Annotated in this window: 16 protein-coding genes and 1 pseudogene; 4 read left to right on the forward strand and 13 right to left on the reverse strand. The window is 60.9% G+C overall.

The genetic code is table 11. The annotated features are described in order from the left end of the window. Positions 1-32: 32 nt before the first annotated feature. Positions 33-1,862: an alpha/beta fold hydrolase gene (locus GKE62_RS15320; protein WP_195908449.1), complete on the reverse strand. Its 1,830-nt coding sequence runs from the start codon at positions 1,860-1,862 to the stop codon at positions 33-35. A gap of 297 nt (positions 1,863-2,159) precedes the next feature. On the opposite strand from GKE62_RS15320, the gene GKE62_RS15325 reads away from it, so the two are divergent. Both GKE62_RS15325 and GKE62_RS15330 read left to right on the forward strand, forming a co-directional pair. Continuing rightward, complete coding sequence (locus GKE62_RS15325; protein WP_154692994.1) at positions 2,160-3,065, forward strand: diiron oxygenase; 906 nt, start codon at positions 2,160-2,162, stop codon at positions 3,063-3,065. Between the two features lie 22 nt (positions 3,066-3,087). After that, positions 3,088-3,651: an OsmC family protein gene (locus tag GKE62_RS15330; RefSeq protein ID WP_154692995.1), complete on the forward strand. Its 564-nt coding sequence runs from the start codon at positions 3,088-3,090 to the stop codon at positions 3,649-3,651. On the opposite strand, the gene GKE62_RS18575 is transcribed toward GKE62_RS15330, so the two are convergent. The 10 genes and pseudogenes from GKE62_RS18575 to GKE62_RS15380 form a co-directional block, all read right to left on the reverse strand. Then, the gene (locus tag GKE62_RS18575; protein ID WP_195908450.1) at positions 3,597-4,691 is read right to left on the reverse strand and encodes a phage integrase N-terminal SAM-like domain-containing protein; all 1,095 of its coding nucleotides are present in this window, start codon (positions 4,689-4,691) and stop codon (positions 3,597-3,599) included. The genes GKE62_RS15330 and GKE62_RS18575 overlap by 55 nt on opposite strands. A 385-nt stretch (positions 4,692-5,076) precedes the next feature. Further along, positions 5,077-6,144 (reverse strand): IS110 family transposase, encoded by a 1,068-nt coding sequence (locus tag GKE62_RS15340; RefSeq protein ID WP_154692996.1) that lies wholly within the window; start codon positions 6,142-6,144, stop codon positions 5,077-5,079. Between the two features lie 539 nt (positions 6,145-6,683). Continuing rightward, entirely contained in the window at positions 6,684-7,562 is an 879-nt protein-coding gene (locus GKE62_RS15345; protein WP_154692997.1) for a PLP-dependent aminotransferase family protein, read from the reverse strand. Beyond that, positions 7,502-8,017, reverse strand: coding sequence for a GntR family transcriptional regulator (locus tag GKE62_RS19820; protein WP_195908452.1), 516 nt, complete (start codon positions 8,015-8,017; stop codon positions 7,502-7,504). The genes GKE62_RS15345 and GKE62_RS19820 overlap by 61 nt, the downstream gene beginning before the upstream one ends. After that, positions 7,998-8,449 (reverse strand): annotated as a pseudogene (locus tag GKE62_RS15355) (DUF983 domain-containing protein). Before GKE62_RS15355 ends, GKE62_RS19820 begins: the two are co-directional and overlap by 20 nt. 590 nt (positions 8,450-9,039) lie before the next feature. After that, positions 9,040-9,303 carry a DksA/TraR family C4-type zinc finger protein gene (locus GKE62_RS15360; RefSeq protein ID WP_154692998.1) on the reverse strand — a complete coding sequence of 88 codons (264 nt, stop codon included), beginning with the start codon at positions 9,301-9,303 and terminating at the stop codon, positions 9,040-9,042. A 387-nt stretch (positions 9,304-9,690) separates the two neighbouring features. Beyond that, complete coding sequence (locus GKE62_RS15365) at positions 9,691-10,008, reverse strand: 2Fe-2S iron-sulfur cluster-binding protein (protein WP_154692999.1); 318 nt, start codon at positions 10,006-10,008, stop codon at positions 9,691-9,693. A gap of 33 nt (positions 10,009-10,041) precedes the next feature. Beyond that, the gene (locus GKE62_RS15370) at positions 10,042-10,284 is read right to left on the reverse strand and encodes a hypothetical protein (RefSeq protein WP_154693000.1); all 243 of its coding nucleotides are present in this window, start codon (positions 10,282-10,284) and stop codon (positions 10,042-10,044) included. A gap of 78 nt (positions 10,285-10,362) precedes the next feature. Then, entirely contained in the window at positions 10,363-11,232 is an 870-nt protein-coding gene (locus tag GKE62_RS15375; RefSeq protein WP_154693001.1) for a CoA ester lyase, read from the reverse strand. Positions 11,233-11,427: 195 nt separating this feature from the next. Continuing rightward, complete coding sequence (locus GKE62_RS15380) at positions 11,428-11,649, reverse strand: CDGSH iron-sulfur domain-containing protein (protein WP_154693002.1); 222 nt, start codon at positions 11,647-11,649, stop codon at positions 11,428-11,430. Between the two features lie 103 nt (positions 11,650-11,752). On the opposite strand from GKE62_RS15380, the gene GKE62_RS15385 reads away from it, so the two are divergent. Beyond that, positions 11,753-12,151, forward strand: coding sequence for a PRC-barrel domain-containing protein (locus tag GKE62_RS15385; RefSeq protein WP_154693003.1), 399 nt, complete (start codon positions 11,753-11,755; stop codon positions 12,149-12,151). 209 nt (positions 12,152-12,360) lie between these two features. Here the strand turns inward: GKE62_RS15385 and GKE62_RS15390 are convergent, their stop codons facing one another. Both GKE62_RS15390 and GKE62_RS15395 read right to left on the reverse strand, forming a co-directional pair. Continuing rightward, on the reverse strand, positions 12,361-12,816 hold the full coding sequence (locus GKE62_RS15390; protein ID WP_154693004.1) for a MarR family winged helix-turn-helix transcriptional regulator: 456 nt from the start codon (positions 12,814-12,816) through the stop codon (positions 12,361-12,363). A gap of 97 nt (positions 12,817-12,913) precedes the next feature. After that, a complete protein-coding gene (locus tag GKE62_RS15395; protein ID WP_154693005.1) occupies positions 12,914-13,324 on the reverse strand; it encodes an Ohr family peroxiredoxin in 411 nt (136 codons plus the stop codon). 365 nt (positions 13,325-13,689) lie between these two features. On the opposite strand from GKE62_RS15395, the gene GKE62_RS15400 reads away from it, so the two are divergent. After that, positions 13,690-14,418, forward strand: coding sequence for an SDR family NAD(P)-dependent oxidoreductase (locus GKE62_RS15400; protein ID WP_230206742.1), 729 nt, complete (start codon positions 13,690-13,692; stop codon positions 14,416-14,418). Positions 14,419-14,522: the final 104 nt, after the last annotated feature.

Here is a 14,522-nt window from a genome sequence, read left to right on the forward strand (position 1 = left end):
CTTCGGTAGCGTTGCGCTATCAAGTCGACTACTCAGGTTGCCAGTATTTCATCAAACCACTTGGTGAATGTCCCCCATGCCGGCTCGTCGGATAGCAGGACGTGGTTCTCGCTTTCCAATAGCAGGAGCTGCGCAAGGGGCATGTGTTTGGCGATCTCCTCGGTGCATGTCGACGGAATGATCCTATCGCCCCGGCTGTGAGCCAGGTATGTTTGCGCGGTAACTCCGTCTGGTTCGCCTCGTAGATCGAGCACCTGGAATACTTGCTGAAGCGATTCATTGAGGCCCATGATCGTGCCGAGGCGCTGATTGAACCAGTCGATCATCGGGCCTCTGGCACCTGGCCAATAAAGCATTCCGAGCATTCTACCGAACACCTCGCGATCACCCTCCCGATAGACCCGCCCCATCTCAATCAGCGATTTGCGGCGCTTGATTTCCTCTGGATCACCGCGAACCTCGAAGCCGGCCGCATACCCGCCGAAGAGAACCAGCTTGCGAATGCGCTCCGGGTGACGGGCTGCGTAGGCGATTGCTACCAGGGCGCCATGGGATATTCCCAGCAGGTCGAAGCAGTCGACTCCCGACGCCTCAACAACGGCAGTGAAATCTTCGAGCAGCGCTTCGAACGTCCAGCGAGGTGGCGTCCGGTCGGACCGACCGACACCGCGCATGTCACTTCGGATAAGCAGTCGTCGCTTGATCGCCTCGTTCGTCCAGTGTCCCCAGGCGACCGTGTTCCAATCCTCGTCGATCTGATGAAACCACACTGCGGGTTGCAGCATGGGGAACCCTTCGCCCATGGCAGACCAAGCAATTTGAGTTCCATCGGCCGACGTACAGAATTCCGCGCGTTCGCGAGCCTTGGCACTTATCAACGTAGAGTTATTGGGTTCTGACCTGGCTGACCCAACGGCTTCGTTAGCTTGCGCGATCCTGCGCCGCCAAGCAGCTGGAGGCTCACCGTATTCGCGTTTGAACGCGCGCGTGAATGCGGCCTCGGACCCGAATCCCACTTCGTAAGCTACGTTGCCGCTGCTTTGGCGCCCATCACGCAACAAATTGCCGGCCATCCGCATCCGCCAGCGAGTGCAGTAGCGCATTGGGGATTCTCCGATCAGTTCACTGAATCGAGTGGCAAAGGCTGAGCGCGACATCCCGACTTCACGGGCGAGTGCACTCACATCGAGTTCTTCGGCATAGCGCTTGTGGATGATCGAGAGCGCTTTTGAGATCGCCGGCTCACGAAGGCCGTTGAGCCATCCGCCATGGCCCTCGGGCAAGGAATTGACGTATCTCCGAATTGCTTCGGCAAACAGCAATTCGGTCAGGCGGGCAATGACCTCGGGTGAGGCGCTCTCCGCAGCGAAGCGGAGAGAACTTTCGAGCCAGTTATCCGGAGTATCGTCGCGTGCCTCGATTAGCATGAGGCTCGGCAGGCTTTGGATCAGTGCGTTCTCGGGAGAGGTACTCCCGAGAAAGCCACAGTATAGTTCGGTGCGTTCACCCTTGCCCTCGATGCGGATGCGCGCGGGTTCTCCGATCGGACCCTCTTCGATCAAAGTCTCCGATGCAATTTGGGGAAGTCCGGGTTCGGAATAAAGGAGGTGCTTGTCGTTGCGCGGAAGCAGGATGATGCATCCTGCTTCCGCAAGGGCTGGCGTCTCGCCCGGAACGTCGACCCAGATCCGGCCCGATCGAACGTAATGGTAGGCGATCACGTGGGCAGGTTCGGCGAAGAACCTCGCGTAGTGTTCTTTGGTGAACTGGGAAACCAGACAGGACGGCCCGCCTAGCTGAGCGTCGATTACGACGCCCCCGCTGATCCGCATCGAAGACAGGATGTCACTCAGCACGTCCATGCACGGACAGTCGCCGGTTTCGGAGTTTCGATCAATTGATTCGGCGGCCCGATCATTCACCCGCCCCATAGGCGAGAGTATTTCACTCTCATCGACAGACACTCGATCATTCAGGAGAGTTCCCCGCTCCCCAGACAGGCGAGTGCGTCAATCAAGGAGTGATCAAAATGAAGAACAGAACAACCCTGGAGTATCAGAAGTGGCTGCTTGTCAGCTTTTGCACGTTGGTCAGCAGCTCGGCTGTCATGATTATCGGTCTCATCCCATTCGGTGTCGTCTAGACATAGGAGAACTGCAATGTATCGTGATTTCACCTATCCAGATGTCCTAGCGAGTTCAGAACGCTCAAACTGGCGTCTTGACGACGTCTTGGGTCCGAACGATCGGCTCGACTTCAGCCATCGTTTCATGCCTGAAGCGCTCGCCCGAACCGATGCGGCCCCGGGGCTCGAGACAAGGCAGCGCCTCGTGCTCAATCAGATCATTGGACACCAGTATTTGAGCCTGTTTGGCGTCATCGAAGAATTCATTCTTCCTTTCGTTCTGGACCATGCCCGCCCCCAGCTCGACAGCGATGATTACCGCGTCCGCGCATTGCTGCAGTTCGCGGGGGAGGAGGCCAAGCACATCCAGTTGTTTCGCCGGTTCAGGCAAGCGTTTGCAGATGGCTTTGGGACACCTTGCCAGATCATAGGGCCAGCCCAGGCGATCGCAGCCGAAGTACTGCGTCATGATCCACTCGCTGTGGCTATTGCGATCCTTCACATCGAATGGATGACCCAGAGCCACTATCTGGACAGCGTCAAGGACGACGGACAGATCGATCCCCGGTTCAAGAGTCTCCTGCGGCACCATTGGATGGAAGAAGCGCAGCACGCGAAGCTCGACACGCTGATGGTCCTGGCGCTGGCCGAAGGGCGGTCCGAGCCCTCGATCCTGAACGCCACCAAGGAATACCTGGAGATCTGCGAGTTCCTTGACGCGGGGCTCGCCCAGCAAGCGGAGCTCAACCTCGTGGCGCTCCAGCAGGCGAGCGGCAGTTCCGTTGCCAACCCTGAGACACTGATCGCTCAGCAGCATCGAGCGGCGCGGTGGACCTACCTCGGTTCGGGCATGGTGCACGACAAGTTCGTCGGCACCCTCGCAAATATTTCGCCTGCCGCTCAGGCGTTCGTATCGACTGCTGCGATGCGGTTCAGTTAATTAGCAACGAAGGAGAATTACCATGTTGGATACCGTAAAAACCAATTGCGTCAACGATATCGATTTGACTGCGCTGGAAGCAGTCGTGTCGGCTATCGATGCCGATCCGGCAAATGCCCAGGTCGGATTTCACGTCACGAGCCGCTGGATGGGACAGACCCGCAGCGAAACCACCGTTGAGGCAATTACGCTCGGTGGCGATCGGATCGAGCGTAACTTCGGGATCGTGGTCGACGAACCAGACGAACTGCTGGGCACCAACACCGCGCCCAATCCGCAGGAGTTGCTGATGACCGCGGTCAACGCGTGCATGGTCGTCGGTTATGTAGCCGGCGCCGCAATCCGCGGAATCGAACTCGACAAACTCGAAATCGAAACGAAGGGCGAACTCGACCTGCGTGGCTTCCTGGGCTTGCGTGACGACGTGCCGGCCGGATACAAGGCTATCGATTACGAGGTGAGGATCAGCGGCAAGGGTACGGCTGCCCAGTTTGCGGAAATCCACGAGAGCGTGATGGCTACCTCACCAAATTACTTCAACATGAGTCGGCCGATCAAAATGAACGGCAAACTGAATGTGATGTGATGAGTGTTAGAGCCGAACGAGAATAGTATGCGGTATAATCCCCAGCACAATCTCGTTTGCCTCCGCTGACTCACTACAAGGAAAAGGCTTTCTCCCCTCGGGTAGAAGGCCTTTTTCTGTATCACGCGCATCGGCTTAGCCGGTCCAAGCGTACACGTCGCGGCTCTATCGGAGCTCAGTATGGGGCCATTCGACGGGCCTGCCCAAGCCAATGGCTGCTTATGTAATTTCGAGACCCAAGACCGGATAGGCCGGACTCGTGAAGAGTTTCGGGCGCCGGTAGGCGTACGAAAGTCCCCGAGGGACGAACCCGCGGGCCCCATGCGCTGGTCTATGGGTAAAACGGTTCTTGGCCGGTCGGCGCTGGTGCGACGGCAGCTTCTATGCGCTGCGCGATGGCGTGCGGACTGACGGCTTCGATGCCTGACCCGGTCGTCGATCGGGGTGAGTGAGGAGATCGATGCCGTGAGCCTGGCCATGTCGGGGGAGAGTGGTGCGAACGCGGTCGGGTCCCGAAGCGAGGCTGCGCGGGACGGCTGCGATGATGCGTGGCGGATCACGCTGCGGCCCTTTCCGGTGACGGCGGCGCGCGCGGGAGGCGCCAGCGCTCGAAGATCTCGATGACGATCATGCGCCCGCCGCAGCAGGGGGCAGGGCGGACGAACATCGACCGGTTCGTCGGGGGTGTCGTCGTTGGCGGGCGGAGCGACGGCCAGCAGCTGGCGCGCGAGGGCGATGCTGTCCTTGCGGGCGAGATCCGGCCGATCGACCGTGTGAGTGAAGAAGAACCGCAGCGCTGCAATCTTCGCGTTCATGGTCGTCCCGGTGACGCCGGTCTCGCGTTGCTCGAGCTGGTAGCGTCGCAGGTCTTCCGCACTCGCCGTATCCGGAGGACGGCCCAGAAACGTGGTGGAGCGCGCTATATCGCGAATGTAGTTGCGCTGCGTCGCGGCCGTGAACCGCCGCATGTCCATGTCTTCGATCAGCCGTCGGCGCAGCGGGCTCATCGGGGTCGGGGGAAGAGGAATGGTCGGGGTCATCGTCGGGCTCCTTGGTTGAAGGAGCCACCGCGGTCTGCCTCGCCCAGACGACACTCAACCCAGTCGCGACATCCGCGCGATCACTCTACCTCACCGCACGCACCCCTCCCGCGCAGCGGGTCGTCTAATCGCTCCGCCGTCAAGGGGGCTGGTGCAAAGCTGGTCTCCTCTTGGCCGAAAGCTCGTTCGTTTGCCGGGTACAGGGTCGTCTACGCGGTCGACGCAAGAGCGGACGCTGCAGGATGAGTTACGCAGGGGAGATCTTCCTATGTTCGTGACGCAATCTGCTCACTGAGGCAGTTGCTTCCCGCTTCGCGGAATGATCCCGTCCGCGTCCCGGCAGGGACGGCTCGGAGCGTCCTGCAAGGACGCTATCGGTCAATACTCAAGATGAGGCGTGGTCGCAGAAGGCATCTACCGGATCAGCTTGTGGCGACCGCCCCGCTCGCGGATCGAACAACTCGCCCGTCTTCAGCATCGAGTGCATGACTACTGCAAGCTTGCGCGCGAGTGCTACGGCCGCGCGTTTGAAGCCAAGTCGTTCCTTCAGTTCCAGCGCCCAGGTGCGCAAGCTGCTGGTATCCCTCGTCCGGTTCAAGATGACCGCGGCTGCTTCGAAGAGGAGGTGTCGCATCTGGTTGTCGCCACGCCGTGAGATGTGTCCTTCATAGTCGACCTCGCCCGACTGGTAACGCCTGGGCGTCAGCCCGATCCATGCGCCCACAGATCGCGAGTTCTTGAAGTTCGCGGGATCCTCGACCGCCGCGACGAAAGCCGTGGCGGTGACGGTTCCGACGCCGGGCACCGACATCAGCTGCCGGCAGCGCTGATCTTCGCGCGCCAACGCGACCAAATGGCTGTTCAACTCTGCGGCCCGGACCCGAATGTCTCGCCAGGCCTGAAGCATCGGCAGAACGATGTGCGCCAACTTCTCCTCATCCTCGAGAAGGGTGCGGACATTGCGTTCGAACACACTGCCCGCGCCCTTGGGCACGACGAGGCCGAACGTCTTCATTACTCCGCGAATCTGGTTCGATATCTGCATCCGCATCTTGAGAAGCTGCCGCCGCACATTGACCAGCGTGCGGATCAGCATGCTGTCGAAGCCCTTCACGCGGACTTCGCGGTAGAAGCCGGCTTCAGCCAGATGCGCCAGGCCGTCAGCGTCGTTCGCGTCGGTCTTGTTCGGCGCCATGTCGAGCGCGGCCTTGGCGTGTCGCGCGTCGATGCACCCCGCCGGAATGCCCTCCGTTGTCAGCGTATGGTAGAACCACACCGACAGCGGCCCCGTCTCGAACACCACTCGGTGTACATGCGGGGCACGCTTGCGGATCACCTCAGCGAGTAGGTGAGGATCGGAGGCGCACTTGCCGCGCCAGATCCTTCTTCCATCCTGACGGATCGCGATGGCCGTCTCTTTCATGGAAACGTCGAGACCGATATACTGCTCCATGGCTGTCCTCCATTCGATGCTTGGGCCCGGTCACCATCGTGAGCCCGCACTGCATCCTATCGGGGGACAGCCAACCGGCAGCGTCCAAACATCACCACCGAGGTCTACATGACCGTCGCTCCCGCGATTACGTCATGTTCGTCCAACGGCCCCGTTGCAATCGCACTCCACCTTGCCAACAAACGTCCGGTTTCGACGTGCGGCCGCGGTGCCGCGAGCGGAGGCTATGTCGGAGGCTGCTGACCGAGAAATTGGCTCGCCCGCGTGTCAGTTTTACTACACTTTCTGGGTCAAACCTGGCAGCCATAAGACCGCCCGGTCCCGAACGTAAAAACTCTTGCCGACCGCAGCTCTGAAACAGCTTCACTTTGCGCGGCTGCCGCCTCCACTCTACGCCTCTGAGGACGGCCGATCGGCCGTGAGGCCAAGTATCGGATACAGCGGACGGTGGCGGTATCGGGTTCTAAGGACAGCTCAAGCCAAGGCTCTCATTCCAACTCCTTGGATTCAGCTTTGAGTCCCGAATGCCGTGAGTTGCTCTATGGCCGGACATGCGCATCAAGAACCTTCAGGGCTGTCTCCAGAGTTTCTCTCTCGGCCACCCCGCCGAGCGAGATCCGCAAGGCTTGCTCACGGCAAGGTCCAACGGTGAAGCGATCCGAAGGAATGGCGCCTATCCCCTCCATGGATAGTCTCTGTGACAGGTCCGCTGCCGCTACTCCACCCGGGAGCTTTAGCCAGAGATGAAAACCTTGCGGGTCGCAGGCATATTCATTGCCGCAAAGCACATCGCTCGCGAGCTTGGACCGCCAGCTGGCCTCGGACCGGACAGCTGAGACGAGTCGATCAAAAGATCCATCGCGAAGCCAGGTCGTTACGACCGCAGCGTTGAGGGGCGGAGCCATGACCGACGTCTCATGAACGTCGGCGGCCAGCTGGAGGGCCTGGGCGGCGCTCGGCACCCTGACGAACGCGACGCGCAGTGCAGGGGATATGGTTTTAGAGGTGCTCAGCACATACCAGCCTAGCTCCGGCGCGAGTTTGCTCAGCGGCGGCAGCGGTTTGCCGGACAGCAAACCGTAGGCATCATCCTCGATAATCTGAATGCCATGGAGCCTGGCAGACCGCGTCAAGTCCTCGCGCTGTTCTGTGGAGAGCGTAAGCGTAGTCGGGTTGTCGTTCGTCGGAACGACGTAAAGCGCACTGATCGGCCCGTCTTGGCAAGCACGCGTGAGGGCATCGCCGGTCATTTCAGGGAGCGGAACCAGTTCCACACTCATCCGCTGAGCGATTGCAAGGAACCCGGGGTATACAAACCGACCGCAGGCGATGCGGTCTCCCGGCTTGGCAATCACGCTCATGATTGCGTGCAGGGCATTCTGCCCCCTGACGTCACCACTGTCTGGGCAAGTTTGCATTGCAGGCCCAGGCGGCCCAAAAGAACCGCGCCCGCCCGGCGAGGCTCCTGCCCGCCCCCGGCGTTCTGGTACTGCAACTCGGACATCCCGGCGGTTCCAAGAACAGTGTGAAGAGCATTGGAGAACGCCCTCTGCAGAACGGCACCAGGTGGCACGGGCGGAGTATTCATGCCGTTGTCGACCTGCAGTGCTGCGGAAATAGACGCCTTCGCCGCATCGCGAACAAAGCTGCCTTGGCGCCCCTTGCCAACTATCAGCCCACGGTGACGTGCAATCTCGTAGCCACGCGTAACAGTCGTCAAATCGATGCCAAGCGCAGCCGCGAGTTCTCGCTGCGGCGGAATACGATCTCCGGCCGCCAGGTCACCACGCCTGATGGCTTCTGTGAGCGCATCCGCGACAGCCTGATATTTGGGTCCGGGTGAACCAGTCAGGTCAGGAGTCCAGCTTGGCAATTCTCTTCGCCTCCTCTCGCTGATGCAGTTCCGCCCAAAGCTTCTCCGTTCCCGCCTCGACTGACCGGTTTACGAACTGGGACGCGACCAGCCAGCCCTTTATCGGCTGCAGGGGCAGAACAGTCCCAATGGCAAGGAGCGGAAACGAGGTCAGCAGGTGCACCCAGAACGGCGGATCGTAGGTAAACTGTAGCCAAACTACAAAAAGATTAGCGGGAACGCCACAATGCACAGCGAGAAAAACGCTGGGCCATCGTCAGGAGCGGCGAAACGGTAGTCGAGACCACACGCCTTGCATTGTTCGGAAAGCTGCAGCCATTTGCTGAACATTCGACCCTCACCGCAACGTGGGCACAATCCCTTCCAGCCGCTGTGGAGGATCCAATTGAGGCCCTCGCGACCATGCAGTTCCACGGTGAACTCCTTATCCATACAAACTGCCAGTGATCACCATACATCAAACCGAACAAATAGTATAGGATCGTTTGTATCCTTCTGATAATAAGGGAGAATCACATGATTGAGGTCGAGAATGGTAGTAAGCTACCATACAATGATACCTACAAGCACCGCAGCCAACCCCTGTCGATACGGCAAGGCGAAACGCACACCGCTATGCTTGCGAAGCCTCCAGCAGGTCCGCAGATCAAGAACGACAGGCGGCCGCCTTCTGCTTGAAATACGGGAACGGACGGGTTCGCCGCCGCTGACACCAAGGCTGCTTCGGAAATAATGGCTATCCAGCGAATGGCCGCCGTCGTTGCGACCGAGCTGAAGGATCGGTGATGCGAGACCGACCGCGGCGTTTCGCGAACTCCGGACGGTCTCGTAGGCACTGGTCAAATTGCGACGCAACCAAGGGGGCCTGACAGCAATGTGGAGCCTGCCAGGCTTTGACGCTACGCCCCGCAATTAGTCCGGTTCCGGCCCCATCGCCGCCCTCGGCTTGGCATGAAAGTAGGGCAATTTGCCACGGGCTGATTTGAGGCTGGCAACGACCACTTTGTTGGCGGCTGCCGTCCTCACCGCAACTGACTGTCTTTGCTGCCCCGGCGGTTTATGAGGGAGTGGATCACCGCCTTATCGCGTAGCCCCTGGCATGCTACGCAGGTGCGCACGCCCGGCAATGCTTCTCGCCGACGAACAGGAATAGCCTCGCCACATTCTTCACAATGCTCGAGCCCCTCGCCAGCGGGCATCCGTGCACGAGCTCCGCGAACGGCGTCGTTCACGGTGTCATCAATCTGATCCTGAACTGCACCGTCGCGTGACCATCCACCGGCCATATCAGCGTCCTCACGTCTTCTTAAGTGGAACGTGGGAATACAAGGAGCACGGTTCAATGCTTGGCCGCGACCGCCGAGAACGTACAACCGATCTGAAGCGAACCAAGGTCAGCTTACAGACCTCCGCAAAACTCCAACGGGCGGCAGCAATGTTGGCGGTAGCCGTCGTGCCTCAGCCGTGTCCGGGAACGGCAGCTATCCTTACGTTGGCGCTCCAAACCGGCCATTCCGAACTCGGCCCCGAAATCGCCGATGCGGACATGCACGGTCATTACTCAGGTCATGTCGGAAAGGGGTTCAGGTCCCGTCGCGCAAGCTAAGACCCCCGCCTCAAGCCGGGCGCATCGACCCGACTCAAATTCAGAACGAGGTGCTCCTCATGAGGACTCAGTCCTCTTCCGCAATCTTTACCCTAAGGCCGTCGAGCGCGTCGGTCATCTGAAGCTGGCAACTTAGCCGCGAGGTTTCGTCGCGGTGGTCGCTGCTGTCGAGGAGATCGTTCTCGTCCTCGCTCATCTGTCCGAGCTTGTCCGCAGAAGCGGGGTCGACGTGAATGTGGCAGGTCGCGCAACTGCAGCACCCGCCGCATAGCGCAAGAAGCTCGTCGAAGCCGTTGTCGCGGATGTTCTCCATCACCGACAGTCCGGCCGTGGCGTTCACTTCGCTCTCGACGCCTGCGCGATTGGTCACCAGCAGCTTCGGCATAATCGGACCCTCAGTGCCGGACAGGGTATTTCATCAAGCGGTCCCTCGATCACCCAGCGCCCGATCGATGTTGTCGAAAAGGATCTTGAGATCGGTCAGTCCGGAGCTCTTGGCGTGGATGCGCACAGTATCAACCAGGCGATGGATCTGGTGCGCTGTCGCATCATCGAGCTGACCGACCTCCTCCAGCCGTTTGATCAATGTCCCCACCAGCATGAGCGACAGCAGGGCGATGTGGTCGGTTTGGCTCTCAGGTTGCATCGTCAGCTCACCCATCGGAGTCGAATTCGCACGCATGTTAGTCGGTCTGGTCAGATAGGAAACCCGAGAAACTCGAGAGGGTGAATCTGGCTGTCAGCGTTGTACTGAGATGGCCGTCGCGATGTCGCGCACCCGGCGTGCCTGCTCGAGATGCAGAAGTTCGGTCATCCTCCCGTCGACGCTGATCGCCCCCTTTCCCGCGTTCTCGGGTAGCTCGAACGCCTCGATCACCGCTGCGGCCCAAGCAATCTCGTCGGCGCCGGGAGAAAAGACCTCGTTGCAGGCGGCAATCTGGGCGGGATGGATCAGCGTCTTGCCGTCAAACCCGAACTCGGCGCCCTGGCAGGCTTCGGCGCGAAACACCGCCTCGTCACGAAATTCATTGCAGACCCCGTCGAGCACGGCCAGGCCCCATGCGCGCGCCGCCTGAACCGTAGCGGACAGCGCGGCGTGGAACGGCGTGCGGGCGGGCGTCAGGCGCGCCCGCATCTCCTTGGCAAGGTCATTAGTGCCCATGACGAACGCCCGCAACTGCGTGTCGCTCGCGCGCGCCGCGATTGCCGGGAGCGCCGGGATGCAACGGCATGTTTCCACCATGGCCCAGAGCTGAATTTTGGGCTGCGCCGCCCGAAGCCTGTCAGCATAGGCGTCGAGGTCCTCCGGACAGTCGATCTTTGGCACCAGCACCGCATCGGCGCCTCCGGCCGCCGCCAGTGCGAGGTCTCCAGATCCCCACGGCGTGTCGATCCCGTTCACCCGCAGCACCAGCGCGCGGGGTCCGAAATCGCCTGCCTGGAGGACATCGGCTGCAGCAGCGCGCGCTTGATCCTTCATCTCCGGAGCGACCGCATCCTCGAGATCGACGATGACGACATCTACCGGAAGTGCCCGGGCCTTAATCAGTGCGTTGGCGCTCGAGGCGGGGACGTACAGCGCGCTCCGCCGCGGTCTGTAAGTGTTCATCGATGACACCCCCCGCTCAGCCACTCCAGTCATCTCGACCGGTCGGCTCTTCTATGTCCGTCGCGCAAGGGTTGTCACCATTGGTCCGTCGCGATGTTCCGGCGAAAACTGTCTCGCGTCGACCCAGGCCAGGGCGAGCCTGGTGCTCGGGCATAACGCGCCCCGGCTCTCTCGCACTTTCGGCAGAAGGCCGGGCTAGCTGGCCTGGACCGCAGCCTCGGCCGCCGCAAACCCGATCTTGGTGTGCTGGCCGTCGCAGAACGGCTTGGTGGTCGATGCGCCGCACCGGCACAGGAAGACACGGCTCTTGCCGGCGATGTCGTAGAGATTGCCGTCGCCGTCGCGCAGCTCGAGGTGGCTGAGATCGCCCGTAAGCAGATAGGGACCGTTCTTGGTTGCGACCAGTTCGAGTTCCATTGGTGCCTCCTCTCGCAATTGGTATGGAACGGTCGAGCGGATAAGCCGTTCCTGCTGGTGAAGTTGTAGCTCAAAGGCGCAACGGTGGATCGAGGAATTCGCCATGGTCGACACCGCATCCGAAAAGCTTAGTCCAGCAAACGCCGCTAAGCTGATCCTCGCTAGTCGCATCGAAGAGGCACCTGTCTACAACAAGGCCGGCGAACGTATCGGTCACATTGCAGACTTGTCCATTGATCGCGTAAGCGGCGAGGTCGCCTTCGCGATCATGTCGTTCGGTGGCTTCTTGGGGATCGGTCGACGCTTCCATCCGCTTCCCTGGTCGCTGCTGCACTTCGACGTCGAACGCGATGGCTACGTGGTTCCGGTCGAGCGCCAGGCGCTGGTCGACGCGCCGCACTACGATGCCGACGAGCTTCGCGCGCTCGGCGGGCCGAGCTACAAGGTCCACTACCAAGAGGTTGTCGGATACTACGGAATCCTTGGCGGGCCGATCATCTAGGCCTAGGATCGTCGCATCGTTGAGACGCCGACGATACTCCAGAAGGTTGGTTGTGTGGCAGTCGGGCGCCAATCCTCGATGCTCCGCGAGGGCAAGACGGCGGGCTCAAGCTGTTCGTTCGTGAGGTCAGCTGCGGTACGAACGGCGGCGATCGTTTGTTTTAGCCCGGAACCGTCCAGGCCGAAGCCGGCCCCTTCGCTGGCATTGGGCTAGGTGTCCTTCGTCGCGAGCAGCAGGTTGTCGCGCAGTTGAGCGACGGTCTGCTGAACCTTGCCAAAGTCGTCTCCGAGGCCGGTCGCTTCGATCAGTTCGGAGGCGCTGTGCTCGACCTGCTGTCGTAGCTTTCGGCCCGCAGTGGTCAGGTTGACCCGGACCTGGCGCTCGTCTGCCTGGTCGCGCCGACGCTCCACCAATCCGAGTTGCTCGAGCTTCTTGAGTATCGGGGTCAGCGTGTTGGACTCGAGGAACAACCTTTCACCAAGGTCGCCGACACGCTGATCGTCTTCCTCGCTCATCGCGACGAGGGTCACGTATTGGGTGTAGGTAAGTCCCAGCTTGTCGAGGATGGGCCGGTAGACTCTGCCGAACGCCAGGTTGGCGGAATACACCGCGAAGCAGAGGAATTCCTCGAGTTTGGCTGACTTAGTGGTGACTTTGCGAGCCATTGAATGCTCCAATCAATCTGCATTTCCTAGGGGACGTCCGATTGAATCGGAAGGCCGGACGGCGTCGCTGTGACGCCGCCCGGCTTCGATCGGCGGCTCAGGCGTAAGCAGGCTCGAGCACGTTCACTTCCACGTCGATGTTGTTGCGGGTCGCCTTCGAGTACGGGCAGATATCGTGGGCGATCTCCACCAGTTCGCGGGCCACCTCGATGTCGACGCCGGGCACCGTCACATCGAGCTTGGCCCGAAGGAAGAACGCGCCGTTCTCCATTAGTAGGTCGATGGTCGCATCGACCGAGGGGGCCTCGGGCAGACGGATCTTCTTTTGCGCGGCGGCCAAGCCGAGCGCGCCCATGAAGCAACCCGACCACGCCGCGCCGAAGAAGTTTTCGGCGGCAGGATGGGGGTCGGAAAACTGGAGGTCGAGGAAGCCGTCGGCGCTCCGCGTGGAGCCTTCGGGCCCGCCGACGTTGTGAGTGGTTCCGGAATAGACAGTCTTGGCAGTCATGGTCAGATCCCTTTCGATTGACGTTTCGTATCGCACACGATTGCATCGGATACGATGTAAATAGGCGAGTCGCGGAAACGAGTCAAGCGCGATTAACTCGCATGCGAGCAATATGTGCCGTCGCCTGTTCTGCTGCGCCGTGTTGGGTCGCAAGCGCGCGGCCGAAATTCGAGGTGGAATCCCGAAAGCTGCCGGAGCGAGACCGGCCCGAGAGCTGACTCGGCGACTTTCGCGAGCGCACTCAACGCTCGGAAGGGGGCCTTCGGCGACTATCGCACTGCTCCGGATTGGGGGTAACAAGCTGTACGAAATGAGGAGGGCAGTGCTTGTCAGACATAAGGTCGATCAGAGGACGCGCCGCGTTAGTGACGGGTGCCGCGAGTGGCATGGGAAGGGCCACAGCGGAGCTATTTGCTGAGGATGGAGCCAATGTGATCGTCACTGACCGAACCCTGGAGGATGCCCAACGGGTAGCCGACGCGATTTCGCAGCGCGGCGGCCCTGCACGCGCCTGGGCGCTGGACGTGGCCGATCCGCAGGCGATTACTGCGACCGTCCAGGAAGCGGCCAGCTTCTTCGGCGCGATCGACATCGTCGTTAACAACGCCGAAATCTCCGGCCTTCTGCCGATCGACGACCCAGATTACGACGACCATTTCCACCGGCTCATGACGGTGCTGCTCACCTCTCACCAGCGCGTGGTTCGAGCAGCGCTGCCGTATCTGCGTCGCTCTGATGCCGCTCGGATCGTCAACATCGCATCGACCGAGGCGCTTGGCGCAACTCGGCACGACAGTGCCTACGCGGCGGCGAAGGCCGGCGTCACCGGGCTCACCCGGGCAATGGCGGTTGATCTCGGGCCCGCAGGGATCACTGTAAGCTGCATCTGTCCGGGGCCGATCCTCACTGGGATGACCGAGGCAATATCGGCAGAGGACCGGGACGTCTTCGCCCGTCGCCGCACCGCATTAAGGCGCTATGGCCGTCCAGAGGAGGTCGCGCAGATCACGCTCAGCCTGTGCCTACCAAGTGCATCCTACATCACAGGCACGACTATCCCCGTAGACGGCGGATTGATGGCACGGAACGCCTAAGGGGTTTAAGCACGCGCTAGACTACCTGCCTGGACAGCGACGCAGGCTCTGGTTCCCACTCCATAGCTGGCATTAATGGACCGACCTGTGCCGAAGGGACTTGA

This window comes from Novosphingobium sp. Gsoil 351 (assembly GCF_009707465.1).
Classification (GTDB): domain Bacteria; phylum Pseudomonadota; class Alphaproteobacteria; order Sphingomonadales; family Sphingomonadaceae; genus Novosphingobium.